Below are 24,980 nucleotides of genomic sequence, written 5' to 3' on the forward strand. Positions count from 1 at the left end.
TCGACGAATCCGCCTCATGAGGCGCACATGCCAGGCGTTCGCGGTCGACGCGAACGTCGGTGGGAGTAATGCCGGTATGAATGCAGCTTCCGACCTGGGCCCGGCTCTGCTGGAAGTGCGGGGCCTGAGCAAGAGTTTTGGCACGCTGCGGGCTCTGCAGGAGGTGGATTTCACCTTGCAGGCCGGTGAAATCCACGCGCTGCTCGGCGAGAACGGCGCAGGCAAGTCGACGCTGATCAAGGCGGTGACCGGTGTCTTCCCGCGCGATGCCGGCATTGTCAGGCTCAGTGGCACCGAGGTTGCGCTGCGTTCGGCCAAGGCGGCGGTCGATGCGGGGATTGCGACCGTCTATCAGGAGGTCAATCTGCTCCTGAACCTGTCGGTGGCGCAAAACCTTTATCTCGGCAGGCAGCCGACGCGGCTCGGTCTGGTGCGCGAGGCCGAGATGCGCCGGAACGCCACCGCGTTGCTGGCCGAGTTCGATCTGCATATCGACGTCGCCGAGCCGCTCGGAAATTATTCGGTCGCGGTGCAGCACATCGCCGCGATCGCCCGCGCCGTCGACCAGTCGGCGCGCGTGCTGATCCTCGACGAGCCGACCGCGAGCCTCGATCGCCACGAAGTCGAGATCCTGTTCGCGGTGATGCGCAAGCTGGCCACGCGCGGGATCGGCGTCGTCTTCGTCACGCATTTTCTCGATCAGGTCTACGAGATCTGCGACCGCATCACGGTCCTGCGCAATGGCCGGCTGATCGGCGAGCGGAAGACGGCCGAACTGCCGCGGATCGAGTTGATCCGCATGATGCTCGGCCGCGAACTCGCCGAGACGACGAGTGAGCGCGCGGCAGCGCAGGTGCGGCAGGCGGGGGAGCTCTGCGCGCGCTTCGAGGGTTACGGCAAGGCCGGCTATGTTGCGCCGTTCGATCTCGCGCTTCGCCGCGGCGAGGTGGTTGGCTTGGCCGGTCTGCTCGGATCGGGACGCACCGAAACCGCGCGGCTGGTGTTTGGCGCCGAGCGCGCCGATAGCGGCAGCGCCACGGTCGACGGCAAGCCGGTCCGGCTGCAATCGCCGCGCGATGCGGTTGCCCATGGCTTCGGCTATTGCCCCGAAGAGCGCAAGACCGAGGGCATCATTGCTGACCTGACCGTGCGCGAAAACATCGTGCTGGCGCTGCAGGCCAAGCGCGGCCTGGCAAAACCGCTGTCTCGCTCCGAACAGGACGAGATCTCGATGCGGTTCATCCGCCTGCTCGACATTCGTCCGCCGGAGCCGGAGCGACCGATCGGGCTATTGTCCGGCGGCAACCAGCAGAAGGTGCTGCTCGCCCGCTGGCTCGCCACAGCACCGCGCGTTCTTGTGTTGGACGAGCCGACCCGCGGCATCGATGTCGGTGCCCATGCCGAGATCATCCGCCTGATCCGCGAACTGTGCAACGACGGCCTGGCGCTCCTGGTGATTTCTTCCGAGCTCGACGAGATCGTGACCTATTCCGACCGGGTGATCGTGCTGCGTGACCGCGCCCATGTCGACGAGTTGGAAGGGGAAGCCATCGACATCTGCAATATTCTTGCGGCGATTGCCGCTAGCAGCACCATTGGCGCGGAAGCCGGGCAAGCATGATGCAAAGACTGCTGCAAAGCCGTGGCCTCGCTCAGATTGTCGCCTTGCTGGTGATCCTTGCGATCGACCGTGCGGTCTCGCCGCAATTCTTCGATGTGCGGATGCAGGACGGACGGCTGTTCGGCAGCCTGATCGACGTCTTGAACCGCGGCGCGCCGGTCGCGCTGCTTGCGCTCGGCATGGTGCTGGTCATCGCGACGCGGGGCATCGATCTGTCGGTGGGAGCGGTCATGGCGATTGCCGGCGCCATTGCCGCGAGCCTGGCCGACACCTATGGCCTGCCGCTGGCGCTTGCCGCCGCGCTCGGCGCCGGATTGCTGTGCGGGTTGTGGAATGGCTTCCTCGTTGCGGTGCTCGGCATCCAGCCGATCGTCGCCACTCTGATCCTGATGGTGGCGGGCCGCGGCGTTGCGCAGCTCATTACCGAAGGTCGGATCGTCACTTTCACCGCGCCCGATCTGGTCTGGCTCGGTAACGGCGCCGTGCTCGGCGTGCCGACGCCGGTCGCGGTCGTGCTCGGCATGCTGATCGTCACCGGTGTGGTGGTCCGCGGCTCGGCGCTCGGCCTTTTGATCGAGGCGACCGGGGGCAACGCAAGGGCGAGCGAACTCGCGGGGATCGGCACCCGCGCCATGATTCTCGCGGTCTATGTCTGGTGCGGCCTTTGCGCGGCGCTTGCCGGCGTTATCGCCGCCGCCGACATCATGGGCGCCGACGCCAACAATGCCGGGCTCTGGCTCGAGCTCGATGCCATTCTGGCCGTCGTGATTGGCGGCACTTCGCTGTTCGGCGGACGCTTCAGCCTCGTGCTGGCGATGGTCGGCGCGTTGATCATCCAGGCCATGAACACCGGCATTTTGCTGTCGGGCTATCCGCCGGAGTTCAATCTCCTGGTCAAGGCGGCCGTCGTGTTGATCGTGCTGCTGCTGCAGTCGCCGCGCTTCGCCAGCGCCGGCGCCGTGCTGGGGAGGGCGCGACAATGAGGCGGCTGCCGCCGGTCGCGATAACGGCCATCGTTTTCGTCGTCGGATTTGCGCTCTGCACGGCGCAATTCCCCAATTTCGCTTCCACCCGCGTGGCGGCCAATCTGCTGACCGACAATGCCTTTCTCGGCATCGTCGCCACCGGCATGACCTTCGTGATCATTTCCGGGGGCATCGACCTGTCGGTCGGCTCGGTGATCGGCTTCACCACCGTCTTCGTCGCGCTGGCGATCGAGCGCCTCGGCGTGCCGCCGCTGGTCGCCTTCGCCGCGATCCTCTTGCTATGCGCCGCCTTTGGTGCGGCCATGGGCGCCATCATTCACGTCTTCGACATGCCGCCCTTCATCGTCACGCTGGCGGGCATGTTCCTCGCCCGCGGTGCCAGCTTCCTGATGTCGACGGAATCGACGCCGATCAGCGCGCCGCTCTATTCAACCGTGTCGGATTTCGCGCTGCGGCTGCCCGGGGGAGGCAGGCTCACCTCCATTGCCCTGATCATGCTCGCGGTGGTCGCGGCGGGCGCCGTGCTGCTGCATTTCACCCGCTTCGGGGCCAACGTCTATGCGCTCGGCGGCAGCCGCGCGACCACCGCACTGATGGGCATACCGGTCGGATCGATGACGGTGCGCATCTACATGCTGTCGAGCGTCCTTGCCGGGCTCGCCGGCATTGTGTTCTCCTTCTACACTGCGGCGGGCTACTCCTTGTCCGCGGTCGGCGTGGAACTCGATTCGATCGCGACGGTGGTGATCGGTGGCACCTTGCTGACCGGCGGTCAGGGTTCGGTGGTCGGCACGTTGCTCGGCGTGCTGATCCAGGGCCTGATCCAGACCTACATCAATTTCGATGGAACCCTGTCGAGCTGGTGGACCAAGATCGTGACCGGTATCCTGCTTTTCGCTTTCATCGCCCTGCAGCAGGCCATGCTCGGCATCGCCCGTCGCGCCGGCCCCCGTAAGGCAGGAGTTCTCAAATCATGACCTCCCGGCTTGTCGTCATCCCGACGCGGCGCGCGCATTCCAACCACGCCGAGGTCGCCCGCAGCATCGGCGTCGACATCATCGCCGGCCGCTACGCCGAAGGCGCCCGCCTTCCGGGCGACGCCGAACTCACGGCGATGTTCGGCGTGTCCCGGCCGGTGTTGCGCGAGAGCGTCAAAACCCTGGTTGCGAAGGGGCTCCTCACCACCAAGGCGCGGGTCGGCACCGTGGTGCGCGAGCGCGGCGCCTGGAACATGTTCGACGCCGACGTGCTGGCCTGGCATCTCGATGCCGGCATTGACCGGCGCTTTCTCAACGATCTCGCCGAAATCCGGCTCGCGGTAGAACCGCGCGCTGCCGCGCTCGCCGCTAGCCGCCGCTCGGAAGCCGACATCGCCGAACTCAACCGGAGCATGGAGCGGATGCGGCGCGAGGCCTCCGACTCCGTTGGGTTTGCCGACGGCGATCTTGCCCTGCATCTGGCCGTCGCCAACGCCTCCGGCAATCTGTTCATGCGCTCGATCGGCAACGTCATCGAGGCGGCGTTGCGCGCTTCGTTCCTGCTCAGCGCCCCGGTCGAAACGCAGGACCGCGAGACCGTGCTGCTGTGGCATCAGCGCATCGTCGATGCGATTGCCAGTGGCGATGCCGAGGCAGCCACCGCGGCCATGACCGAGGTGATCCACAACGGATTGCGCCGTCATGAGGACGTTTCGCCATCGTCCGACGCCGCGCCTGCGGTCTCCGCGGTGGTCGAACCTGGAGAGCAATCATGAACCCGCTTCGCGTCGCCATCGTCGGCTTCGGCAAGATCGCACGCGACCAGCACGTGCCGGCGATTGCTGCAACCGACGGCGTAGAGCTGGTTGCCGTCGCGAGCCGCAATGCCTCGCTTCCCGGCGTGCCGCATGCGGCGACGCTCGATGAGCTCCTGCGCGACGGTCCGCCGATCGATGCAGTGGCGCTGTGCACCCCGCCGCAGGTCCGTCACGCCCAGGCGACGACGGCGCTGGCCGCTGGAAAGCATGTGATGCTGGAAAAGCCGCCGGGCGCCACGGTGGCCGAAATCAAGCCGCTGATGATCGCGGCCACGGCTGCGCAGCGCACGCTGTTCGCCACATGGCACTCGCGCTTCGCTCCGGCCGTCGAGCCCGCGCGGCAATTGCTGGCCGGGAGGAAGGTCACGGCTGTCCAAATTGCCTGGAAGGAAGACGTGCGGGTCTGGCATCCCGGACAGGCCTGGATCTTTGAGCCGGGCGGGCTCGGCGTGTTCGACCCCGGCATCAACGCGCTTTCGATCCTGACGCGTATTCTGCCGCAGCCATTGTTCGTGACCTCGGCCGATCTCGCGTTCCCCGCCAATCGCGACGCGCCGATCGCAGCCAACCTTGCACTCAGTGACGCGCAGGGGCTGAAGATTACGGCCGAGTTCGACTTCCGCCAGACCGGCCCGCAGAGCTGGGACATCCATCTCGATACCGACGGCGGTCCCGTCACCCTGTCCATGGGCGGGGCAAGATTGAGGGCAGGGGGCAAACAACTCGTCGATGCCGCGGACGCTGAATATGCCGGGCTCTATCACCGCTTTCGCGAACTCGCCGCAACCGGCGATAGCGACGTCGATCTTGCGCCGCTGCAACTCGTCGCCGACGCGTTCCTGCTGGGCCGCCGCCGCACGGTTGAGCCATTCGAGGACGAGACATGAACATGCCGTCCGTCGCACGTGTGGCGCGCTCCCGCTTCGGTGTCCTGCCTGACGGCAGCGAAGTCGAGCGCGTCGTCTTGCAATGTGATGGCGGACTGGAAGCGCGCATCATTACCTATGGCGCAAGCCTGCAGGCCTTGCTGGTGCCGGATGTCACCGGACGTCGCGACGACATTGTGCTCGGCCATGACGCGTTCGAGGGATATCTCGCCCGCCGGCAGTTCTTCGGCACCACCGTCGGGCGTTACGCCAACCGTATCGCCGGCGCGCGCTTTGTGCTCGATGGCACTGAGGTGCAGCTCGCGGCCAACAACGGACCTAATGCGTTGCATGGCGGGCTGGAGGGCTTCGATCGCCGCAACTGGCGGATTGTTGGGATTGAGGACGGCGATCGCCCGGCCGTGACGCTCGCCTACACCAGCGCCGATGGCGAGGAGGGATATCCCGGCGCGCTCGACGTGGAGGTGACTTGGCGTCTCACCGGGCCGATGGAATTGTCTCTCGACATGACGGCGCGAGCCGATCGTCCCACCGTGGTCAATCTCACCAATCACAGCTTTTTCAATCTGGCGGGTGCGGGCTCCGGCCAGAACATTCTCGATCATCGCCTCACCGTGGCGGCGGATCATTTCCTTGCCATCGATGCCGGCGCGATCCCGCTGCCAGAGCCACCTTCCGCGGTGGACGGTACGCCGTTTGACTTCCGTACAGGCATCGAGATCGGCGCGCGGATCCGCAACGACCATCCGCAGCTCCGTCTTGGCCGCGGTTATGATCATAATTTCTGCCTCGCGCCGCCAAGTGGGCCGCCAAGTGGCGAGCCTCGCTTCGCCGCGCGGCTCGCAGCGCCAACATCCGGCCGCATACTCGAACTGTTCACCAACCAGCCCGGCCTGCAGGTCTATTCTGGAAACTTTCTCGACGGCTCCACCGCTGGAAAAGGCGGCCGCCTGTATCGGCAGTCCGATGCCATCTGCCTCGAGCCGCACGCTTGGCCCGATACGCCCAATCGGCCGGACTTCCCGACGGCACGGCTTTCGCCGGGCGAGGTCTATCACCACTCCACGCTATATCGCTTCACGCATGCGATCGAGGGCGCAATCGGGACACAATCCGCGGTAGAGTTGCCCGGGGAGCGCGGGCGATGATTGGTGGTTGCAAGAAGGAAGAGGTGCCGACGACCGTTCTCTGCAGCGAGCGGTGCCATCTTGGCGAAGGGCCGACCTACGACGTTGCCACCGATACCGCCTGGTGGTTCGATATCATTGGGCGCCGGCTGTTCGAGGCGCAGCTCGATACCGGGCGGACCGCAATCCATTCCCTCGGCGTGATGGGCAGCGCGCTTGGGCGGATCGACGCGCATCGGCAGTTGCTCGTCGCGGATGACGGTCTCTATGTGCGCGATACGACGGAAGGACGGATGACGCTGTACCGCCCGCTGGAAGCCGACAATGCCGCGACTCGTTCGAACGATGCACGGGTGCACCCGTCTGGCACCTTCTGGATCGGCACCATGGGCCGCCAGGCCGAGCGGGGACTGGGCGCCATCTATGCGCTGCACCGCGGCGAGCTATCGCGCCTTTATGATCACATCACGATTCCCAACGCGATCTGCTTCTCGCCGGACGGAACCATCGGCTATTTCGCCGACACCGGGGAGAACGTGCTGTTCCGCGTCGAGCTCGATGCGGCGACCGGCCTGCCGCGCGGTGCGCCCGCGCCGTTGATCACCTGGCGAGGCGGCGGCGGCATCGACGGTGCGGTGGTCGATGCCGACGGGCTGATCTGGAACGCGCGCTGGGGTGGCGGCTGCATTGACGTCTACAGCCCGCAAGGCGAGCATCTGCGCAGTCTCCGCGTTCCGGCACGGCAATCGAGTTGTCCCGCTTTTGTCGGCCAGGATTTTTCGCGCCTGCTCGTTACGTCGGCCTGGCAGGGGATGGGAGACGACGCGAAACGCGCCGACCCCGATCATGGCCGCACCTTCCTGCTCGACGTTGCAGCGCGTGGCCGCCCTGAACCAGACGTCAAACTTGCAACGGGTTGATGGAGGAATACGAGGCGCGGCACAAACGCGCAGAGCGACTGAGTTTCGAGAACCGCAGCCAGCGGTCTGAAAATCCAGGAATCATAGATCCTCGGTGATCAAGGGAGAGAAGCATGACTAGTCTGAAAACAACATTGTCGGCTCTGGCGCTGGCAGCGACCATGGCCACGACGGCGGTGAGCGGCGCGTTCGCCCAAAGCAAGGGAACCGTCGGCATCGCGATGCCGACTAAATCGTCGGCGCGCTGGATCGACGACGGCAACAACATCGTCAAGATACTGAAGGAGCGCGGCTACAACACCGACCTGCAATATGCCGAGGATGACATCCCGAACCAGCTCTCGCAGGTCGAGAACATGGTGACCAAGGGCGCCAAGGTACTGGTGATCGCGGCGATCGACGGCACCACACTGTCCGACGTGTTGAAGCAGGCCAAGGCCAAGGGGATCATCGTGATCGCCTATGACCGGTTGATCCGCGACACGCCCAATGTCGACTACTATGCCACCTTCGACAATTTTCAGGTCGGCGTGCTGCAGGCCCAATCGATCGAGCAGCGGCTGGGCTTGAAGGAAGGCAAGGGGCCGTTCAACATCGAACTGTTCGGCGGCTCGCCGGACGACAACAACGCCTACTTCTTCTACAACGGCTCGATGTCGGTGCTGCAGCCCTATATCGATAGCGGCAAGCTGGTGATTGGCAGCGGCCAGAAGGGCATGGACAAGGTCTCGACCCTGCGCTGGGACGGCGCCACCGCCCAGGCGCGGATGGACAACCTCCTGAGCGCGTTCTACGGCCGCAAGCGGGTCGACGCGGTGCTCTCGCCTTATGACGGCCTCTCCATCGGCATTCTCTCGTCGCTGAAGGGCGTCGGCTACGGCAGCGGCAACATGCCGATGCCGATCGTCAGCGGCCAGGATGCCGAGGTGCCGTCGATCAAATCGATGCTGCGCGGCGAGCAGTATTCGACCATCTTCAAGGACACCCGCGATCTCGCCCGCGTCACCGCCGACATGGTGGACGCAGCCCTTAGCGGCAAGGAAGTCACCGTCAACGACACCAAGACCTACAACAACGGCGTCAAGGTGGTCCCGTCCTATCTCTTGAAGCCCGTCGTCGTCGACAAGAGCAACTGGGAGAAGGTGCTGATCGACAGCGGCTACTACAAGAAATCGCAGATCGACTGAGCAGGACGGCGGCGCCGGCGATAACCGGCGTCGCCACGTGCCTGTCTGTGCGGCGGGCAGAGAGACAAAGGATATGATGGCACGATGACCGCAATTCTCGAAATGCGCGGCGTAAGCAAGAGCTTTGCCGGCGTGCAGGCCCTGCGCGACGTCAACTTCACGGTGGAGGCGGGGCAGATCCACGCGCTGGTCGGCGAGAATGGCGCCGGCAAGTCGACGCTGATGAAGGTTCTCAGCGGCGTTTATCCCCATGGCGATTACGAAGGCAGCATCATATTCGACGGCGAGGAGCGGCGCTTTCGCGACGTCAATGATTCCGAGGCGCTCGGCATCATCATCATCCATCAGGAGCTGGCGCTGATTCCGCTGATGTCGATCGCGGAGAACATCTTCCTGTCGCATCCGCCCTCGCGCCTCGGCGTGATCGACCGCGACACGGTCTATCGCCGCACCCAGGAACTGCTGGCCCAGGTCGGCCTCACGGAGATGCCCGATACGCTGGTGACGGACCTCGGCGTCGGCAAGCAGCAACTGGTGGAGATCGCCAAGGCGCTATCCAAGAGGGTGCGATTGCTGATCCTCGACGAGCCGACTGCCAGCCTGAACGAGAATGACAGCGCTGCATTGCTGGACCGGCTGCTTGCCTTCCGCGCCCATGGCATCGCTTCGATCCTGATCTCGCACAAATTGTCGGAGGTCGCGCGCGTCGCCGACCGGATCACGGTGCTGCGCGACGGCCGCACCGTCGACAGCATCGATTGCCGGGCCGAGCCCGTGGAAGAGGACCGGATCATCCGCAGCATGGTCAATCGCGACCTGGCGCATCGCTTTCCGCAACGCACCGCCACCATCGGCGCACCGGTCTTCGCCGTGCAGGACTGGACGGTGTATCACCCGATTCACAGGGACCGCAGGGTTATCAAGGGCGTCGATTTCGAGGTCCGGCGCGGCGAGGTGGTTGGGATCGCCGGGCTGATGGGTGCCGGCCGTACCGAATTCGCCATGAGCCTGTTCGGCCGCGCCTGGGGCGAGCGGATCAGCGGACGTATCTGGCTCGACGGAAGGGAGGTCAACCTGACGAGCGTGGCGGCGGCGATCGACGCCGGCCTTGCTTACGTCACCGAGGATCGCAAGGAGCTTGGCCTGATCCTGGATGCCGACGTCCGCAAGAACATCACGCTGGCGAGCCTGAGCCGCGTGGCGCGGCAGGGTAGGATCGATGACATGTCCGAGCTGCGTGTCGCGAGCGAATACCGCAACCGGATGCGGATTCGCTGTTCCGACGTCTATCAGGAGACCGGCCAACTCTCCGGCGGCAATCAGCAGAAGGTGGTGTTGTCGAAATGGCTGATGACCGATCCGAAAGTATTAATCCTCGACGAGCCTACGCGCGGCATCGATGTCGGGGCAAAATACGAAATCTATTGTATCATCAACGAGCTTGCCGAGGCAGGCAAGGGCGTAGTGATGATCTCGTCGGAAATGCCGGAACTGCTCGGGGTCTGCGATCGCATCTGCGTGATGAATGACGGCGCTTTGGTCGGAGAATTCACCGCCGCCGAGGCCACCCAGGAAAGGATCATGCGCGCCATCATGCGCAACAAGGAAATGCACAAGAAGGTACTTCAGGGAGATTTGCGGCCATGACCGACAAGACGGTTGCGCTGCCCGGGCACGCTGGCTTCATCAAGAACAATTTGCGCAACTACGGCATGCTGCTGTCGTTGTTTGCGATCATGTTGTTCTTCCAGGTCATGACCGACGGCACGCTGCTGCAGCCGCTGAACCTGACCAATCTGGTGCTGCAGAACAGCTACATCGTGATCATGGCGCTCGGCATGCTCCTGATCATCGTCACCGGCCATATCGACCTTTCGGTCGGCTCGGTCGCGGGCTTTGTCGGCGCCGTCGCAGCCGTGCTGATGGTGCGCTATCACATTGCCTATCCGCTGGCCTTCATCGCCTGCCTGCTGGTGGGCGCCCTGATCGGCGCCGCGCAAGGCTATTGGGTTGCCTATTTCAAGATCCCGTCCTTTATCGTGACGCTGGCCGGCATGCTGGTGTTCAAAGGGCTTGCGCTTGCCATCCTGGCCGGTCAGTCGGTCGGGCCATTTCCGCCGACCTTCCAGAAACTGTCCTCGGGCTTCATCCCGGAACTGTTTCCCGGCGCCGGCACGCTTTATCCGACGTCGCTGTTGATCGGCGCGGTATTGGCGGTGGCCCTGGTCTACACCAGTGCCAAGAGCCGGGCGCGGCAGGCCTCACACGGCATCGAGGTCGAGCCGTTTGGTTTCTTCCTCGCCAAGAGCGCGGTGCTGTTCGCCGTGATCGTGTTCTTCGCCGGCCTGATCGCTTCGCATCGCGGCCTGCCCAATGTGCTCGTGATCATGACGGCACTGATCGCGCTCTACGGCTTCGTCACCACCCGCACCGTGATCGGCCGCCACATCTATGCCATCGGCGGCAACGCCAGGGCCGCCAGCCTGTCCGGCATCAAGACCGAACGGCTGACGTTTCTGACCTTCGTCAATATGGGCGTGCTTGCAGCTCTCGCCGGTCTCGTATTTGCCGCGCGGCTCAATACGGCGACGCCGAAGGCCGGGGCCGGCTTCGAGCTCGATGTCATCGCGGCCTGTTTCATCGGCGGCGCGTCCGCCTATGGCGGCGTCGGCAAGGTCGGTGGCGCCGTGATCGGCGCCATGATCATGGGTGTCATGAACAACGGCATGTCCATCCTCGGCATCGGCATCGACTACCAGCAGGTGATCAAGGGCCTGGTGCTGCTCGGCGCCGTCTGCCTGGACGTCTACAACCAGCGGCGATAGAGCGTTTTCAAGCGAAGTGGACACCGGTTCGCGTCAAGAAAACGCGTCAAAAACAGAATCTAGAGCCCGGTTCTGATTTAATCAGAACCGGGCTCTAACGCGCTGCGGCTACGCGGCCGCCAGCTCCCGCTTCGCGAACTCGCTGGTCTTGAGACGCGCGACGAGTGCCGCCACTTCCTCGGTCTCGGCGGGCGTCAGGTCCGTCAGTGGCGAACGGACATGGCCGCTGTCACGGCCGATCACCTTCATACCGGCCTTGATGATCGAGACGGCATAACCGCGTTTGCGATTGCGGATCGCGATCAGCGGGAGGATGAAGTCGCGCAACCCCGCCTGCACCGTCTCGCGGTCGCGGCGCCGCACGGCCGCGTAGAACTTGGTCGAGAACTCCGGGACGAAGTTGAATGCCGCGGAGGAATAGGTGGTTACGCCCATTTCCAGATAAGGCAGTGCAAAGGTCTCGGCCGTCGGCAATCCGCCGATATAGGTCAGCCGGTCGCCCATGCGTAGATGGATGCGGGTCATCAGCTCGATGTCGCCGATACCATCCTTATAGCCGACCAGGTTGGGGCAGCGCTGGCACAGTCTCTCGAGCGTATCCTCGTTCAGGACCGCATTATCGCGGTTGTAGACGATGACACCGAGCTTGGTCGCGTTGCACACCGCTTCGATATGGGCAGCCAGTCCTTCCTGTTCCGAAAAGACCAGATAGGGCGGCAGCAGCAGCAAGCCGTCGGCGCCGGCCGCCTCGACCCCAATGGCAAGTTGCGTCGCCATCGCGGTGCCATGGCCGATCCCGGCGAGCACCGGCACGCGTCCCTTGGTCTCGTCCACAGCCGTTGCCACGACCTTCGCAACCTCGGCCGGGCTCAGCGAGAAGAATTCGCCGGTGCCGCCGGCGGCAAACAGACCCGCCACCTCATACCCGCACAGCCAGTCGAGATTGGAACGGTAGCGGGTCTCGTCGAACGTGTTGTCGGGCCTAAACGGTGTGACGGGGAACGACAGCAGGCCATCGCCGATCCGGCTGGCCATCTCCTTGGGGGTCATCCTGCTCATGCTTTGATCCTTCAGCGGCTTACGCCAAAGGATTAATGCAAGATGCCCACGGACGAAGACCCAATCACTGTATCAATCGATCCATTGATTGGATCGAGCCGGGTTGGCCGGCAAGATCTCGGGCAATGCCGGCAATGACGGGGAGAAGCGGATTGTCATTGTCGCCGCGCCGGACAAAGAACAATTCGGCCGGGCGCTGCCACTGCATCAGGACGGGCCGCAGCACGACGCCGCTGAAGCGCAGATTCGCCGCGGTCTCGGGGACTAACCCCACGCCGACACCCGAATGCACCATGGCAAGGATCGAATGGATCTGCGCAAGATGCTGCGCGTAATTCGGCACTAGATTTGCGCGTGAGAACAGCTCGACCAGGAGATCGTGGAAATAGCGAGCTTCATAGGGCTCGTACATGATGAAGGGCTCGCTTGCGAGATCCTCCAGACGTAGCTCGTCCGCCCGAGCCAGCGGATGGTCGCTCGGCAGCGCCGCAACCAGCGGTTCCGCTGTCACGCGGAAGGCGTCAAGACCACCGCGCGGTATCGGCGGGCGGAGCAGGCCGATATCGATCTCGCCGGAATCGAGCCGCTTGAGCTGGTCGCTGGAGACCATTTCCTTCAGCGATATCTCGATATCGGGAAGTTCACGCCGGCAGGCCGCGACCAGCGCCGGCACGTAGCTGTAGGCGGATGTCGCCGTGAAGCCGATATTGATCGATCCGGCCTTGCCGCTTCCCATCCGCCGGGCCAGCACGGCCGCGCTTTCCGCAAGCTTGAGGAGATGCCGCGCATCAATCAGAAAACGCTGGCCCGCCGGCGTCAGCCGGACGGCCCGGTTGCTGCGCTCCAGCAGTGTCACGTCGAGGACGCGTTCGAGAATCTGGATCTGTCGGCTGAGCGGCGGCTGCGTCATGTTCAGCCGCAGCGCCGCGCGCCCGAAATGCAGTTCTTCCGCAACTGCAACAAAGCAGCGCAACTGGCTCAGCTCAAACATGAAATCTGTATTTTCAACCTGAGACGAAGGGCCGGTGACCGACCGGATGTCCGACTTCTACCGGCTGATGCACGGCCGATCCATCCAAAAAAGGTATCGACCTATCCGCAGACTAATTCATAGGCCACCCTGCCCATGACCTATCATTCCTGCCCAACGCTGCCTCGAAGGTCTGCAGCCTGCCGGTGAAAACGGCGGGATCGCGCTGAATTGCGCTTTGAAACGGAGGAACGACCGATGTCTATGCCAACTCTCGCCCGGGCGATTGCCGCCGCTGTCCTTACGGTGTGTGCCTTGGCGCCAAGCGGAGCCGGTGCTCAGAATTTTGAGCGGCCCGTGCGGCTGATCGTGCCGTTCGCTCCCGGTGGCACCTCGGACATTTTGGCGCGCCTGATCAGTCCAAAACTATCCGCCGCCATCGGCCAGTCGGTCGTGGTTGAGAACAAGCCTGGTGCAGCGGGCAATCTCGGGGCAGATGCCGTCGCCAAGGCGCAGCCCGACGGCCACACGCTGCTGCTGATGGATGTCGGATCGCTGGCAACGGCGCCCAGCCTGTTCTCCGATCTCACTTTCGACGTTCAGAAGGACCTTGCGCCCATTTCCATGGTGATGTTCGGCCCCTACGTCCTGGCCGTCCATGAGTCGGTCCCGGCGAAGACGTCCAAGGAGCTGATCGAATACGCCAAGGCCCATCCGAACAAGCTCACCGTCGCCAATTCCGGCGTCGGCGGCGCCAATCATATCACCGCCGTGGTGATGGCGAAGGAACTGGGAATTCAGTGGAAGAACGTTCCCTACAAGGGTGGGGCCGCTGCCTCGCGCGCCGTGGTGTCCGGGGAGAGCGGCGTGATCATCAACGGCGCTGCGGCGACGATGCCCTTTGTGACAAACAAGCAGCTTGTCGGACTTGCCGTCACCGGCGAGCAGCGGATTGCCTCGGCTCCCGATCTGCCGACTTTCAAGGAGGCGGGCCTGCCCGGCGGCGACGCCGGGACCTGGCAGGGCATCCTGACCACCGGTGGCACGCCGCCCGCCATGGTCGCGCGATTGAACGCCGAAATCCGCAAGATCCTGGAGCTGCCCGAGATTCAGCAGAAGATCGCCGAGCAGGGTGGCGTGGTGCGCGGCCAATCGCCGGAGGAATTCCGCAACTGGCTCAAGGACGCGACGACGCGCTGGGGCACGATCATTCGCGAAGCCGGCATCAAGGGCAGCTAAGGGCGTGCCGATGACGCGTTCCCGGATCGACCTGCAGGACCTGCTCTTCGGCCTGTTCCTCGTGGCGGTGGCGACGGGTACGCTCGTCGCCACGCGCAATCTGACGGTCGGGCACGCCGCCGATATGGGGCCGGGCTACATGCCGCGCGTCGTCGCACTCGCGCTGATGGCGTTCGGCGTCTTCTTTACCGGACGCGGGCTCTGGCGCGCGGGTCGCGGCATCGCGCCCGTTCAGTTGCGGCCGCTGCTGGCGATCCTGGCTTCTGTCGGCGTTTTCGCGCTGACGGCGGAGCGGTTGGGCCTCGCGATCGCCTCCGTCGCCGCCGTGATGCTCGCCAGCGTTGCCACGCGAGAAGGCCGGCTTGTCGAGACCGTGGCGTTTGCCGTCGTGCTTTCGGGCGCCGCCGTTCTTCTGTTCGTCAAGTTGCTGGGCTTGCCGATCCCGATCTGGCCCCGCTAGGGCGGCACGCTTCGCAGGCAGACCATATGGAACTCTTTGACAATCTGCTGATGGGTCTTTCGACGGCCCTTCAACTCAACAATTTGATTTTCTGCCTGATCGGCGTGGTCATCGGGACCGCGATCGGCGTGCTGCCCGGCATCGGTCCGATTCCAACGGTGGCGTTGCTGTTGCCCTTCACCTTCGGCCTGTCGCCTGCAAGCGCCATGATCATGCTGGCTGGTATCTTTTACGGCGCGCAATATGGCGGCTCGACCACCGCCATCCTGGTCAATGTGCCGGGCGAGACGTCATCGGTCGTCACCTGCATCGACGGTCACGAGATGGCGAAGCAGGGCAGGGCCGGAACCGCGCTGGCCATTGCAGCCATTGCCTCGTTCTTTGCCGGCACGATGGCGACGATCGTGATCGCGGTACTCAGCGTGCCGTTGTCGGTGCTGGCGCTCAAATTCACCGCGGTCGAATATTTCAGTCTCCTCGTGCTCGGCCTGATTGCCGCGGTCGTGCTGGCGCATGGCTCGGTCGCCAAATCGCTGGCAATGGTGCTGCTGGGGTTGTTGCTCGGCCTCGTCGGGATCGATGTCTCCTCGGGCGTCGCACGCATGACTTTCGGCATCGCCGCTCTATCGGATGGTCTCGATTTCGTGCCGATCGCGATGGGGCTGTTCGGGCTGGGTGAAATCATCGCCAATCTGGAAAGACCCGCCGAGCGCCGTGTCGTCAGCCAGTCGATCCGCAGCCTGATCCCGAGCTGGACGGACTTGCGGGCGGCTTTTCCGGCCGTGGTGCGCGGCACGGCGCTGGGTTCTGTGCTGGGGGTGTTGCCCGGCGGCGGCGCTGCCCTTCCGCCGTTCTCCTCCTACGCACTGGAAAAGAAGCTCGCCCGCGATCCCTCACGCTTCGGCAAGGGCGCCATCGAGGGCGTTGCCGGTCCGGAGGCCGCCAACAATGCCGGCGCCCAGACCAGCTTCATTCCGCTGCTGACGCTCGGCATTCCCGCCAACGCCCTGATGGCGCTGATGATCGGCGCGCTGATGATGCAGGGCATCCAGCCCGGCCCGCAGATCATGACCGAGCAGCCCAAGCTCGTTTGGGGCGTCATCGCCAGCATGTGGGTCGGCAACCTGATGCTGCTGGTCATCAACCTTCCGCTCATCGGCCTGTGGGTCTCGATGCTGAAGATTCCCTACCGCCTGCTGTTTCCCGCCATCGTTCTGTTCTGCTGTATCGGCACCTATGGGATCGCCAACAGCCTATTCAATGTCTGGCTGATGATGGGCTGCGCCTTGATCGGCTATTTCTTCATCAAGATCGGCGTCGAGCCGGCGCCGCTCCTGCTTGGCCTCGTGCTCGGCCCGCAACTGGAAGAAAACTTCCGGCGCGCGATGTTGATCGCGGACGGCGATTTCACCGTCTTTCTGTCGCGGCCGATCAGCGCGGTCATCCTCGCAGTCGTCGCCGCCTTGTTGCTGGCAATGCTTTCGCCGGCAATTCTGAGAACGCGGAAAGAGGCGCTGGCGGAATGAGCGGTGTGGGCGTCAGTCGCGCAATTGCCAGCGGCCGATGACCCGAAACCGCGAATTCGCATTGTCCTGGCGACACAAGGCGATGGCGTCGATCGCGATCGCGCCGATGCCGGTTGTCGAAAACCTGCTGCGCAGCATTGCCACAATCGGCTCGCGCCGTTCGGCGGGAAGCCGTCCCGTCAGCGTCATGTGGAAGCGAAATTCCTCGAAGACGTAAGGGTAGCCCCAGCGGTCGAGATAGTCGCGCTGCCGTGGCGTCAGCGCCTCCGGACTTCGCCGCGCGCGATCTTCCGGGCTGAGTGGAGCACGGAACGAATCGAATGCTCTGGTCGCCTGGGCGGCAAGCAGGTCGAGATCTGCCGACGGTTCGCCGGGAATGACCGCAATGAAGCCGCTGATCGAATCGACAACCGGTTGGATCACGGGCACTGGCCGGGCCAGATCGGCGAACAATTCGCAGGCCGCAGCAAGCTGCGCCTCGGCCTTGCCGTCGGCCAGCGCTATCGGCGCCTTCAGCGTGGCGTGAAAGCCGTATTTGCGCGGATCGCGCGTCAGCTCGCGCCAGTCCAACGGGAGATCGTCCGGAAAGGGAAGGTCTTCGCCGCTATGGGCATCGTAGCCGAGCAGCATGGCGCCGAACCGGTCGAGCGCGCTGCCGGGCGTGGCCGCATAATAGATTGCGTAACGGGGGTAATGTGCCATTGCGCCAGAATAGGGCCGCCTCACGCGGCTGCAACCGCCTTGCGTGATGCTGCGGACGAACGGACGAGGCGATTCGCCTCCGTCAGATGTACAAGGCGCCCCGCGGCAATGACTGCGACGACCCGCGGCCGCAGCGGCACCGTGTCATCGACGAGAAGGATGTCGGCGCGCTGCCCTGCGGTGAGCGTACCGCGATCGGCGAGGCCGGCGGCACGCGCCGGTGCCGCCGAGATCAATTGCCATGCCGCGGCCAGCGGCAGAACGGCGTCGGCCGCAAGCCGGAATGCCGCCAATAGCGGCGCCGGATAATAATAGTCCGACGCAAGCACCGAACAGAGGCCCTTGGCGATCATGTCGGAGGCCCTGGTCCAGCCGGTATGGCTGCCGCCGCGCACCACATTGGGCGCGCCGAACACGATGAAGTCTCCGGCTTCGGCAGCATCGCGTGCAGTTTCCTCGTTGACCGGGAATTCGGCGATTGCAACGCCCTGCGCACGGAAGGCCTGCCGCATCGCCGGGCTTTCGTCGTCGTGGGAGAGCATCCGGACGTCTGCCGCGCGCGCTGCCTGCGCCAGCCGGTCGATCGAAGCCGGCACGTCGTGGCCGCGGCAGACCACACGTTCCACCAGGCGATCGAACGCCTCATTGCTGAGACCCGTGCGCTCGACCATTCGGCTGCGCTTTTGCGGCTTGGCGAGGCTGGCGACGGTCGAGTCCATATGGTCGTTGAAGGCGAACAGGTCGACGCGTCCTTCCGACAGCCAGTCGATGATTTCGCTTTCCGCGTCGAGATTGTAGGTCTCGTGACGCAAGTGGAAGCGGGTGTCGGCGGCGAGCTGCGGCCGCATCTGCTCGATCGCCTCCAGCAAGCGCCTGGCATTGTCGGCGCTGCGCAGGCCGGGCTCCCACGACCAGGTCGTGGCGTGATAGACGGTCGTGATCCCGTTGCTGATCGCCTGCCGGTCGCTGTCAACAAGCGCCACATCGATCGGGAAGTCGACCCCGGGGCGTGGCATCATCTGCCGCTCGAAGGCATCGCCATGCAGATCGACAATGCCCGGCAATACCAGGAGGCCATCGGCATTGACGCCGCCGATGCTGTGGGTGCTGTCCGCACCTACGGCCGCGATCTCGCGGCCAGCGATCCGCAATGAGGTTTCGACGATTTCGTGACCGAGCAGGGCCCGGCCACCTTCGATGAACAGTTCAGTCACGATGCGGCACTCTGGCTGTATGGACGGCGAGTAGCCGCTGCGGCGGCTTCGTATTTTTCGAGAAAGCCCTCTACATCGAGCTTGCGGAAATCGGGCAGGGCGCGGCGAAGCGTCTCATGGTCCCAATCCCACCACGCGAGCTCCGCAAGCCGGTCGGCAATGGATTCCGGAAACCGCCGCCTGATCGGCCGTGCCGGGTTGCCTGCAACGATCGTATAGGCGGGGACATCCTTGGTCACGATGGCGCCGGCCGCGACCACCGCGCCGGTGCCGATCGAGCGGCCAGGCAGAATAACCGCGCCGTGGCCGGTCCAGACGTCATGGCCGATATGGACGTGATGCTTGCGGCGCCACGCAAAAAACTCGGCATCGTCGCTCTCGCCCGAAAAGTAGCTAGAGGCGCGGTAGGTGAAATGCGCCTGCGAGGCCCGGTGCATCGGATGATTACCCGGGTTGATGCGCGTCATCGCTGCGATGGAACAGAACTTGCCGATCGTTGTGTAGGTGATCTGCGAGTCATTCACGACATACGAATAATCCGACATCGTGACCTCGAGCAGAATGGTCCGGGCGCCGACTTCGGTGTAGGCGCCAAGCTGGCAGTCGCGCACTGACGCAGTGGGGTCGACCATTGGTTCAGTGGAAAGCATTTTGCCGGCCATCGCGTACGTCCATCAGCGATCGAGGGAAAGATCACGCTCGTCTTCGATGCGCTTGATGACAGGATCATGACGGACGCGTGACGGAGGGTCGCTGTGGATGAACGCCGCAGCGCAGCACGCGTGTCACACAACTGTAAGATCGAGCCGTTAGCGATGCTCTACGACAGGAACTCTGGAGCATTGCATGCTGGTGGTGGAAGGTTTGACGTGCCGGTTCGGTGCCAAGGCCGCGGTGGATAACGCGTCATTTTCGATTCAGCCCGGCAGCTTCGTCGGCGTGATCGGCCGCTCCGGCGCCGGCAAGTCGACGCTGCTTCGCATGATCAACCGCCTCGCCGAGCCTTCCGAGGGACGCATCCTGTTCGAAGGCGTCGACGTGACTGCGCTGCGCGGCAAGGATTTGCGGCAGTGGCGCGCGCGCTCCGCGATGATCTTTCAGCAATTCAATCTGGTCGGCCGGCTCGACGTCCTCACCAATGTGCTGATGGGGCGGCTGGCTGCGGTACCGTCATGGCGTTCACTCGCTCAGCTTTGGCCCGAACGTGACAAGGCAATAGCGATGTCGGCGCTCGAACAATTCGACATGGCGTCGATTGCAGCCCAGCGCGCCGACCAGCTCTCCGGCGGTCAGCAGCAGCGCGTCGCGATTGCGCGTGCGCTGGTACAGGAGCCCGACATCATACTTGCCGACGAGCCAATTGCTTCGCTCGATCCTCGCAACACCCGTGTGGTCATGGATGCCTTGCTGCGCATCAACAAGCACTTCGGCATCACCGTAGTCTGCAATCTGCACTCGCTCGATCTGGCGCGAAGCTACTGCGACCGTCTGATCGGCATGGCGTCGGGGCGGATTGTGTTCGACGGCGCGCCGGTGGCGCTGACAGATCGCATCGCGCGTGAGCTCTACGATCTTGAGGCGAATGAGGTGATGGATGCGACGCCGGCGCTTGCGCCGGTCGGTTCGGCGGTTCCCGCGCTCGGTACGGTCGCCGCGGCCTGAGTGTTGCGTCCAAAAATCAAAGAGCTGCGCGGCACTGAAATCCGCAAGCTACATTGCTGCAAAAACAGGAGACGTCATGTTCAACCGTCTTGTTACTCTCGCCGCTGCGGCGGGATTGGTATTCTCAGCTTCCCCCGCATCAGCCCAGGACTGGAAAGCAAAATATCCCGAACTGGTGTTCGCAAAGGTTCCCGATGAGAATGCTTCGGGCACGACCAACCGTTGGACGCCTTTGGCGGAGTATCTGTCCCGCGAGCTCGGCACGAAGGTGACGCTGCGGATCGCCAACGACTACGCCGCCGTGATCGAAGGCCAGCGGGCCGGCAACATCCACATCGCGATGTACGGTCCGGCGTCTTATGCACGCGCCTACATTATTGGCGCCAAGGTCGAGCCGTTCGCGATCGAAGTGAATGGCGACGGCACCAAGGGCTATTACTCGGTCCTCTATGTCAAAAGCGACTCGAGCTACAAGGACATCAAGGACCTGAAGGGCAAGAATCTCTGCCTTGTCGACCCCAATTCAACGTCAGGCAACAACGTGCCGCGTTTCGCGATGGACAAGATGGGCATCGACCCGGAGAAGTTCTTTTCCAAGGTGGTTTATTCGGGAAGCCATGAAAACGCGGTGATTGGGCTTGCCCAGGGTACGTGCGATGCGGCGTTCAACTGGTGGAATGACGAAAAAGAATCGAACCTGCTGCGGATGGACCGCAAGGGCATGGCGAAGGCCGCCGATTTCCGGATCATCCTGAAGTCCGAACAGATTGTGAATTCGCCGATGGCATATCTCGGTAGCCTGCCTGCCGACCTCAAGGCGGCGATCAAGAAGGCCGTGCTGGAAATTGCAGTGAAGGACAAGGCCGCTTTCGACAAGATTTACGAAGGCAAGCAACTGCCTTTCGTCGAGGTTGACCACAAAGCCTATGAGGCCGTGATCGATCTGACCAAATTTGTCGACAGCTTGCGCAAGCAGAAGTCCTGAGCGGAACGATAGGTCCGGACGATATGGGCAGATCGCGAGATCTGCCCATTCCCGCTCTAGAAAAATCCATGCGAACAGCAGTCCCCGAATTCCCGGAAGCCAGGCTGCAAGAGCTGGCCGATCGCTATGCGGCTGCAGTTGCCGCCAAGCGCCGGCGCGTTTGGCTGGGCTCGGCGGTCCTGATCGTCGCGGCGCTTGCCGCAGGCTGGATGGGCGACGTCGATCTTTGGAAATTTGCCGAGAATTTCTGGCGCTTCCCGGCCTACTTCGCCAGCATAGCTCCCACGTTTTCGTTCTCGTCTGCTTGGAATGATCTCTCGGAATGGCTTTGGGGCTTGCCTCGCTGGACGCTGCTTCTCGGAGATACCCTGCTGATTGCGTATATGGGAACCCTTTCGGGAGCTATATGCGGATTCGTTCTCTGCTTTCTGGCGTCGGCCAATCTCGTCAGGTCGCGAACGATCGTTTTTGTTACGCGACGCTTGCTCGAGTTTTGCCGCACCGTCCCGGATATCGTCTTTGCCTTGATTTTTGTACTGGCATTCGGCCTCGGGCCGCTGCCGGGTGTTCTTGCCATCGCGATCCATACCACTGGCGCGCTTGGCAAGCAGTTCGCCGAGGTTGTCGAGAACATCGATAACAAGCCGATCGAGGGGGTGGCGGCGAGCGGAGGAAGCTGGATTCAGATTGTCCGGTTTGGCGCGGTGCCGCAGGTTCTTTCGAATTTCGTCAGCTATGCCCTGCTGAGATTCGAGATCAACGTGCGCGGCGCGGCGGTGATGGGCTTTGTCGGCGCCGGCGGGATCGGACAGGATTTGATCGAGTCCGTGCGTAAGTTTTACTACAGCGATGTCAGCGCCATCCTCTTGCTCATCATCGTCACCGTCATGCTGATCGATTTTATCACGGAGCGCGTGCGCCATCGCCTTCTTGGGCTAGAGGGCGCCGGCGCATGAAATCGTTCAGCTCCGACGCTCAGGCCGCAATCGTTGAACGCTATCCGGCGGTTTTCCGCTCGGGTTGGTGGAGCAGGGCAAAGATCACGATAGGCCTCAGCGCGGCGGTTGCGCTTTTTCTGTTTGGCATTGCCCAGCTAGACATTCCGTTTCACCGGCTTTCTGACGGGATGGCCAGGCTAGGCGGATTCCTTCGGCTTATGTTGCCGCCCGACCCTGGTTCATGGGCAGAGGCATTGAAGTATTTGAATGCGCTCGGCGAGACGGTGTCGATCGCATTTCTCGGTACACTGGGCGGAGCACTGCTGGCATTGCCAGTGGCCCTGCTGGCCGCACGCAATGTGGTTGCGAACCGGATCGTCCACTTCTTCTCACGCCGTAGCCTCGACACCATCCGAGGGGTCGATATCCTGATCTGGGCGCTCATCTGGGTCGGCGTCGTGGGATTGGGTCCGTTTGCAGGTATCCTTGCGGTCATCTGCAGCGATTTCGGGACGTTTGGAAAGCTATTCTCGGAAGCTATCGAAGCTGCCGACAAGAACCCTGCAGAGGGAGTTCGATCGGCGGGCGGCAACCATCTCCATGGCGTCCGGTTCGGGCTGTTGCCGCAGGTCTTTCCAATTCTGCTGAGCCAAGTGCTTTACTACTTCGAATCCAATACGCGCTCGGCGACGATCATCGGAATCGTCGGGGCCGGCGGAATCGGCCTTCAGCTTGCCGAACAAATCCGGGTGCTGGAATGGCAAAAGGTATCGTTTTTGATTCTGCTTATCCTCATCGCGGTTTCCGCAATTGACTGGATTTCCGGCAAACTCCGCTTCGCGATCATCGGGCAGCGCGCCGTCGCATGATGCGTCTGTAGGTAGGCAAAGCGAAGCTTGCCCACCATTCCTTGCCATGCGGATAGATGGTGGGCACGGCGCAAACGCGCCTTTGCCCACCCTACGGAATCTAGCTGTTCTCCACCAGAAACTCGACACGCTCCGCGGCGAAGCGCGCGCGTTTGGTTACCAGCGGTTTGCCGTCGGTAGCGACATCGGTACTATCGACCACGAGAACGGGACGCCCGAGCGCGAGATCGAGCCTTGCGGCGTCGGAGGCGTCCACGATGGTGGCGGTGACGCGGGTCGAGGCGCGGCGGTAGTCGCGAACGCCGTAATGCGCCAGCAGCTTGGTCATTGAGCGTGCGTTGGCGAAGACCGCTCCGGCGCCCGGAAAGCGATCGGCGGAAAGCCAATTGGTGCTGACGCAGATCGGCGTGCGGTCAGCGAGCCGCACCGATTCGATCCGGACCAGCGGCGCGCCGGTCTTCAGTCCGAGCTCACGGGCCAGTTCGCGCGTCGCGGGCTCTTCGGAGGCATCGATCAATTGGCCGCGCGGCTCGCGGCCGCCGGCGCCGACGATCTCGGAAAATCGCGTCCGCGAGCGCAAGGGATAGGCGAGGCGCTGCGCCTCGACATAGGTGCCGCTGCCGCGTTCGGCGCGCACCAGGCCGCGTTCGGCAAGCGCAGCCAGGGCGCGCCGCACGGTGTGGCGGTTGACCCGATAGGTATCGGCGATCTCGATCTCGCCCGGCAGCTTTTCGCCCGCAGCAAAGCGGCCGTCTGCAATGCCGCGCTCGATACCGTCGGCGACCTGCCGCCACAAGGCGACACCGGAACTCTCCTGCAGGCTCATGGCGTGGTGATACCAGAAATTATCCGTTTGTCACGAAACAGTCATGGCGCTCCGCTATCAAGTTGTCTATTATCATAGACAACTTGATTCAGGCAAGGTTGCTCATGGGTTTGACCGGGCGGAACAGCAGAGAGGCGCAGCGCAAGGCCGCGATGGCGGTGCTGGCGCATTCCGAGGCTGGCGACATTGCGGGCCATCTCGCGGCGATCGCGGTACCCGCACACGAGAACCTGCGCGAGCCCGAGAATGGCCTCGTGATGGTGCGTGGCCGCGTCGGCGGCGACGGTGCGCCGTTCAATCTCGGCGAGGCCACGGTGTCGCGCGCGGCGGTGCGTCTTGCGACCGGTGAGGTCGGCTTCGGCTACGTGCTCGGCCGCGACAGGCAGAAGGCGCAGATGATCGCGCTGTGCGATGCCATGGTGCAGACGACGGAGCTTTCGGGTGAGGTCGAGACCAAGGTGATCGGGCCTTTACGCGCTGCCATGATCGCCGATCGCAACCGCAAGGCGGCCGAGACGGCGGCGACGCGGGTCGATTTCTACACCATGGTGCGCGGCGAGGGGTGATGCGATGACGACGGTTGCAGAGTTGCCCGCAGGCTTTGCCGACAAGGTGTTGTCGGCGCAGTCGACCTTCCGCTCCGTGATGGATGCGATGGCGCGTCCCGGCAGTGTGCAACGGGTCACGGCTTCTGTCGGCGCGCCGGACGGGATGATGCGCGGCGCGGCCGCGATCGCGCTGACGCTGTTCGATCACGACACGCCGATCTGGCTCGATGCCGCGATGTCGGCCACGCCTGATGTTGCGAAGTGGCTCAAGTTCCATGCCAGTGCGCCAGTGGTCGCGGATTCCTCGATCGCCAGCTTCGCCCTGATCGGCGACGCCAAGAACCTGCCGGCGCTCGATCGCTTCGCGTTCGGCAGCAACGAATATCCTGACAGGTCGACGACACTGATCCTGCAGGTCGAGAGCCTGACGCAGGGGCCTACATTCGAGGTGAAGGGGCCGGGCATCGACGGTACAGCGCTGCTGCAGGCGACGCTCCAGCCGCGCGACCTCTTCCAGCGTCTCACCATCAACGAAGCTCTGTTCCCGCGCGGCATCGATGTCGTGCTGGTTCATGACGATTTGATTGTCGCGATCCCCCGAACCACGCGGCTGGTCGCAAGCGGAGCGTAGCCC

The 24,980-nt window shown here is 63.6% G+C and carries 25 protein-coding genes; 19 read left to right on the forward strand and 6 right to left on the reverse strand.

Annotated features, from left to right (window positions below; translation table 11 throughout):
- Positions 1-76: 76 nt before the first annotated feature.
- The 10 genes from LMTR3_RS29030 to mmsB all read left to right on the forward strand — a co-directional run bounded on the left by LMTR3_RS29030 (position 77) and on the right by mmsB (position 11,348).
- Positions 77-1,621, forward strand: coding sequence for a sugar ABC transporter ATP-binding protein (locus LMTR3_RS29030; RefSeq protein ID WP_065748379.1), 1,545 nt, complete (start codon positions 77-79; stop codon positions 1,619-1,621).
- Positions 1,621-2,604 carry an ABC transporter permease gene (locus LMTR3_RS29035; protein WP_065748622.1) on the forward strand — a complete coding sequence of 328 codons (984 nt, stop codon included), beginning with the start codon at positions 1,621-1,623 and terminating at the stop codon, positions 2,602-2,604. Before LMTR3_RS29030 ends, LMTR3_RS29035 begins: the two co-directional genes overlap by 1 nt.
- Positions 2,601-3,584, forward strand: coding sequence for a galactofuranose ABC transporter, permease protein YjfF (yjfF, locus tag LMTR3_RS29040; RefSeq protein WP_065748380.1), 984 nt, complete (start codon positions 2,601-2,603; stop codon positions 3,582-3,584). Before LMTR3_RS29035 ends, yjfF begins: the two co-directional genes overlap by 4 nt.
- Entirely contained in the window at positions 3,581-4,360 is a 780-nt protein-coding gene (locus LMTR3_RS29045; RefSeq protein ID WP_065748381.1) for a FadR/GntR family transcriptional regulator, read from the forward strand. Before yjfF ends, LMTR3_RS29045 begins: the two co-directional genes overlap by 4 nt.
- On the forward strand, positions 4,357-5,289 hold the full coding sequence (locus tag LMTR3_RS29050; RefSeq protein ID WP_065748382.1) for a Gfo/Idh/MocA family protein: 933 nt from the start codon (positions 4,357-4,359) through the stop codon (positions 5,287-5,289). The genes LMTR3_RS29045 and LMTR3_RS29050 overlap by 4 nt, the downstream gene beginning before the upstream one ends.
- Positions 5,290-5,291: 2 nt before the next feature.
- The gene (locus LMTR3_RS29055; protein WP_065748623.1) at positions 5,292-6,437 is read left to right on the forward strand and encodes an aldose epimerase family protein; all 1,146 of its coding nucleotides are present in this window, start codon (positions 5,292-5,294) and stop codon (positions 6,435-6,437) included.
- Entirely contained in the window at positions 6,434-7,336 is a 903-nt protein-coding gene (locus tag LMTR3_RS29060) for an SMP-30/gluconolactonase/LRE family protein (RefSeq protein ID WP_065748383.1), read from the forward strand. Before LMTR3_RS29055 ends, LMTR3_RS29060 begins: the two co-directional genes overlap by 4 nt.
- A 113-nt stretch (positions 7,337-7,449) precedes the next feature.
- Positions 7,450-8,523, forward strand: a complete 1,074-nt coding sequence (gene chvE / locus LMTR3_RS29065; protein WP_065748384.1) for a multiple monosaccharide ABC transporter substrate-binding protein — start codon at positions 7,450-7,452, stop codon at positions 8,521-8,523.
- Between the two features lie 84 nt (positions 8,524-8,607).
- Positions 8,608-10,170 carry a multiple monosaccharide ABC transporter ATP-binding protein gene (mmsA, locus tag LMTR3_RS29070; protein WP_065748385.1) on the forward strand — a complete coding sequence of 521 codons (1,563 nt, stop codon included), beginning with the start codon at positions 8,608-8,610 and terminating at the stop codon, positions 10,168-10,170.
- A complete protein-coding gene (mmsB, locus tag LMTR3_RS29075) occupies positions 10,167-11,348 on the forward strand; it encodes a multiple monosaccharide ABC transporter permease (RefSeq protein ID WP_065748386.1) in 1,182 nt (393 codons plus the stop codon). Before mmsA ends, mmsB begins: the two co-directional genes overlap by 4 nt.
- 108 nt (positions 11,349-11,456) lie before the next feature.
- Here mmsB and kdgD read toward each other — a convergent pair whose 3' ends face one another.
- Together kdgD and LMTR3_RS29085 are read right to left on the reverse strand one after the other, a co-directional pair.
- Positions 11,457-12,407, reverse strand: coding sequence for a 5-dehydro-4-deoxyglucarate dehydratase (kdgD, locus tag LMTR3_RS29080; RefSeq protein ID WP_065748387.1), 951 nt, complete (start codon positions 12,405-12,407; stop codon positions 11,457-11,459).
- Between the two features lie 64 nt (positions 12,408-12,471).
- Positions 12,472-13,398: a LysR family transcriptional regulator gene (locus tag LMTR3_RS29085; RefSeq protein ID WP_065748388.1), complete on the reverse strand. Its 927-nt coding sequence runs from the start codon at positions 13,396-13,398 to the stop codon at positions 12,472-12,474.
- A 237-nt stretch (positions 13,399-13,635) separates the two neighbouring features.
- Between LMTR3_RS29085 and LMTR3_RS29090 the strand changes: the two genes are divergently transcribed.
- Genes LMTR3_RS29090 through LMTR3_RS29100 form a run of 3 tightly spaced genes read left to right on the forward strand, consistent with a single transcriptional unit; the run spans position 13,636 to position 16,602 of the window.
- On the forward strand, positions 13,636-14,616 hold the full coding sequence (locus LMTR3_RS29090) for a Bug family tripartite tricarboxylate transporter substrate binding protein (protein WP_065748389.1): 981 nt from the start codon (positions 13,636-13,638) through the stop codon (positions 14,614-14,616).
- 10 nt (positions 14,617-14,626) lie between these two features.
- Positions 14,627-15,076, forward strand: coding sequence for a tripartite tricarboxylate transporter TctB family protein (locus LMTR3_RS29095; protein ID WP_065748390.1), 450 nt, complete (start codon positions 14,627-14,629; stop codon positions 15,074-15,076).
- 26 nt (positions 15,077-15,102) lie between these two features.
- A complete protein-coding gene (locus tag LMTR3_RS29100; protein ID WP_065748391.1) occupies positions 15,103-16,602 on the forward strand; it encodes a tripartite tricarboxylate transporter permease in 1,500 nt (499 codons plus the stop codon).
- A 12-nt stretch (positions 16,603-16,614) separates the two neighbouring features.
- On the opposite strand, the gene LMTR3_RS29105 is transcribed toward LMTR3_RS29100, so the two are convergent.
- Genes LMTR3_RS29105 through LMTR3_RS29115 form a run of 3 tightly spaced genes read right to left on the reverse strand, consistent with a single transcriptional unit; the run spans position 16,615 to position 19,180 of the window.
- Positions 16,615-17,304, reverse strand: a complete 690-nt coding sequence (locus tag LMTR3_RS29105; RefSeq protein ID WP_065748392.1) for a DUF1045 domain-containing protein — start codon at positions 17,302-17,304, stop codon at positions 16,615-16,617.
- 20 nt (positions 17,305-17,324) lie between these two features.
- A complete protein-coding gene (locus LMTR3_RS29110) occupies positions 17,325-18,518 on the reverse strand; it encodes an alpha-D-ribose 1-methylphosphonate 5-triphosphate diphosphatase (RefSeq protein ID WP_065748393.1) in 1,194 nt (397 codons plus the stop codon).
- Positions 18,515-19,180 carry a transferase hexapeptide repeat family protein gene (locus tag LMTR3_RS29115; protein ID WP_065748394.1) on the reverse strand — a complete coding sequence of 222 codons (666 nt, stop codon included), beginning with the start codon at positions 19,178-19,180 and terminating at the stop codon, positions 18,515-18,517. Before LMTR3_RS29115 ends, LMTR3_RS29110 begins: the two co-directional genes overlap by 4 nt.
- A 184-nt stretch (positions 19,181-19,364) precedes the next feature.
- Between LMTR3_RS29115 and phnC the strand changes: the two genes are divergently transcribed.
- From phnC to phnE (LMTR3_RS29135), 4 genes are all read left to right on the forward strand, one after another.
- Positions 19,365-20,180, forward strand: coding sequence for a phosphonate ABC transporter ATP-binding protein (phnC, locus tag LMTR3_RS29120; protein WP_065748395.1), 816 nt, complete (start codon positions 19,365-19,367; stop codon positions 20,178-20,180).
- Between the two features lie 76 nt (positions 20,181-20,256).
- Positions 20,257-21,165, forward strand: a complete 909-nt coding sequence (phnD, locus tag LMTR3_RS29125) for a phosphonate ABC transporter substrate-binding protein (protein ID WP_065748396.1) — start codon at positions 20,257-20,259, stop codon at positions 21,163-21,165.
- A gap of 68 nt (positions 21,166-21,233) precedes the next feature.
- Positions 21,234-22,121, forward strand: coding sequence for a phosphonate ABC transporter, permease protein PhnE (gene phnE, locus LMTR3_RS29130; RefSeq protein WP_065748397.1), 888 nt, complete (start codon positions 21,234-21,236; stop codon positions 22,119-22,121).
- Positions 22,118-22,972, forward strand: a complete 855-nt coding sequence (gene phnE, locus LMTR3_RS29135) for a phosphonate ABC transporter, permease protein PhnE (protein WP_065748398.1) — start codon at positions 22,118-22,120, stop codon at positions 22,970-22,972. Before phnE (LMTR3_RS29130) ends, phnE (LMTR3_RS29135) begins: the two co-directional genes overlap by 4 nt.
- Positions 22,973-23,072: 100 nt before the next feature.
- Here the strand turns inward: phnE (LMTR3_RS29135) and phnF are convergent, their stop codons facing one another.
- On the reverse strand, positions 23,073-23,798 hold the full coding sequence (phnF, locus tag LMTR3_RS29140; protein ID WP_065748399.1) for a phosphonate metabolism transcriptional regulator PhnF: 726 nt from the start codon (positions 23,796-23,798) through the stop codon (positions 23,073-23,075).
- Between the two features lie 104 nt (positions 23,799-23,902).
- Here phnF and phnG point away from each other — a divergent pair, with 104 nt between their 5' ends.
- Entirely contained in the window at positions 23,903-24,364 is a 462-nt protein-coding gene (gene phnG, locus LMTR3_RS29145; RefSeq protein WP_065748400.1) for a phosphonate C-P lyase system protein PhnG, read from the forward strand.
- A 4-nt stretch (positions 24,365-24,368) separates the two neighbouring features.
- The gene (gene phnH / locus LMTR3_RS29150; RefSeq protein ID WP_065748401.1) at positions 24,369-24,977 is read left to right on the forward strand and encodes a phosphonate C-P lyase system protein PhnH; all 609 of its coding nucleotides are present in this window, start codon (positions 24,369-24,371) and stop codon (positions 24,975-24,977) included.
- The last annotated feature ends 3 nt before the right edge of the window (positions 24,978-24,980 follow it).

The organism is Bradyrhizobium sp. LMTR 3 (assembly GCF_001693485.1).
Taxonomy (GTDB): domain Bacteria; phylum Pseudomonadota; class Alphaproteobacteria; order Rhizobiales; family Xanthobacteraceae; genus Bradyrhizobium.

Excerpts from the sequence above, each read along its gene's own strand:
- LMTR3_RS29095 (WP_065748390.1), top strand. The coding sequence starts at position 14,627 with ATGACGCGTTCCCGGATCGACCTGCAGGACCTGCTCTTCGGCCTGTTC.
- LMTR3_RS29105 (WP_065748392.1), bottom strand. The coding sequence starts at position 17,304 with ATGGCACATTACCCCCGTTACGCAATCTATTATGCGGCCACGCCCGGC.
- mmsA (WP_065748385.1), top strand. The coding sequence starts at position 8,608 with ATGACCGCAATTCTCGAAATGCGCGGCGTAAGCAAGAGCTTTGCCGGC.
- mmsB (WP_065748386.1), top strand. The coding sequence starts at position 10,167 with ATGACCGACAAGACGGTTGCGCTGCCCGGGCACGCTGGCTTCATCAAG.
- LMTR3_RS29055 (WP_065748623.1), top strand. The coding sequence starts at position 5,292 with ATGCCGTCCGTCGCACGTGTGGCGCGCTCCCGCTTCGGTGTCCTGCCT.
- phnH (WP_065748401.1), top strand. The coding sequence starts at position 24,369 with ATGACGACGGTTGCAGAGTTGCCCGCAGGCTTTGCCGACAAGGTGTTG.
- phnD (WP_065748396.1), top strand. The coding sequence starts at position 20,257 with ATGTTCAACCGTCTTGTTACTCTCGCCGCTGCGGCGGGATTGGTATTC.
- LMTR3_RS29085 (WP_065748388.1), bottom strand. The coding sequence starts at position 13,398 with ATGTTTGAGCTGAGCCAGTTGCGCTGCTTTGTTGCAGTTGCGGAAGAA.
- phnE (WP_065748397.1), top strand. The coding sequence starts at position 21,234 with ATGCGAACAGCAGTCCCCGAATTCCCGGAAGCCAGGCTGCAAGAGCTG.
- phnC (WP_065748395.1), top strand. The coding sequence starts at position 19,365 with ATGCTGGTGGTGGAAGGTTTGACGTGCCGGTTCGGTGCCAAGGCCGCG.
- LMTR3_RS29045 (WP_065748381.1), top strand. The coding sequence starts at position 3,581 with ATGACCTCCCGGCTTGTCGTCATCCCGACGCGGCGCGCGCATTCCAAC.
- LMTR3_RS29030 (WP_065748379.1), top strand. The coding sequence starts at position 77 with ATGAATGCAGCTTCCGACCTGGGCCCGGCTCTGCTGGAAGTGCGGGGC.
- LMTR3_RS29050 (WP_065748382.1), top strand. The coding sequence starts at position 4,357 with ATGAACCCGCTTCGCGTCGCCATCGTCGGCTTCGGCAAGATCGCACGC.
- phnF (WP_065748399.1), bottom strand. The coding sequence starts at position 23,798 with ATGAGCCTGCAGGAGAGTTCCGGTGTCGCCTTGTGGCGGCAGGTCGCC.
- chvE (WP_065748384.1), top strand. The coding sequence starts at position 7,450 with ATGACTAGTCTGAAAACAACATTGTCGGCTCTGGCGCTGGCAGCGACC.
- LMTR3_RS29035 (WP_065748622.1), top strand. The coding sequence starts at position 1,621 with ATGCAAAGACTGCTGCAAAGCCGTGGCCTCGCTCAGATTGTCGCCTTG.
- LMTR3_RS29115 (WP_065748394.1), bottom strand. The coding sequence starts at position 19,180 with ATGGCCGGCAAAATGCTTTCCACTGAACCAATGGTCGACCCCACTGCG.
- phnG (WP_065748400.1), top strand. The coding sequence starts at position 23,903 with ATGGGTTTGACCGGGCGGAACAGCAGAGAGGCGCAGCGCAAGGCCGCG.
- LMTR3_RS29090 (WP_065748389.1), top strand. The coding sequence starts at position 13,636 with ATGTCTATGCCAACTCTCGCCCGGGCGATTGCCGCCGCTGTCCTTACG.
- LMTR3_RS29100 (WP_065748391.1), top strand. The coding sequence starts at position 15,103 with ATGGAACTCTTTGACAATCTGCTGATGGGTCTTTCGACGGCCCTTCAA.
- kdgD (WP_065748387.1), bottom strand. The coding sequence starts at position 12,407 with ATGAGCAGGATGACCCCCAAGGAGATGGCCAGCCGGATCGGCGATGGC.
- phnE (WP_065748398.1), top strand. The coding sequence starts at position 22,118 with ATGAAATCGTTCAGCTCCGACGCTCAGGCCGCAATCGTTGAACGCTAT.
- LMTR3_RS29060 (WP_065748383.1), top strand. The coding sequence starts at position 6,434 with ATGATTGGTGGTTGCAAGAAGGAAGAGGTGCCGACGACCGTTCTCTGC.
- yjfF (WP_065748380.1), top strand. The coding sequence starts at position 2,601 with ATGAGGCGGCTGCCGCCGGTCGCGATAACGGCCATCGTTTTCGTCGTC.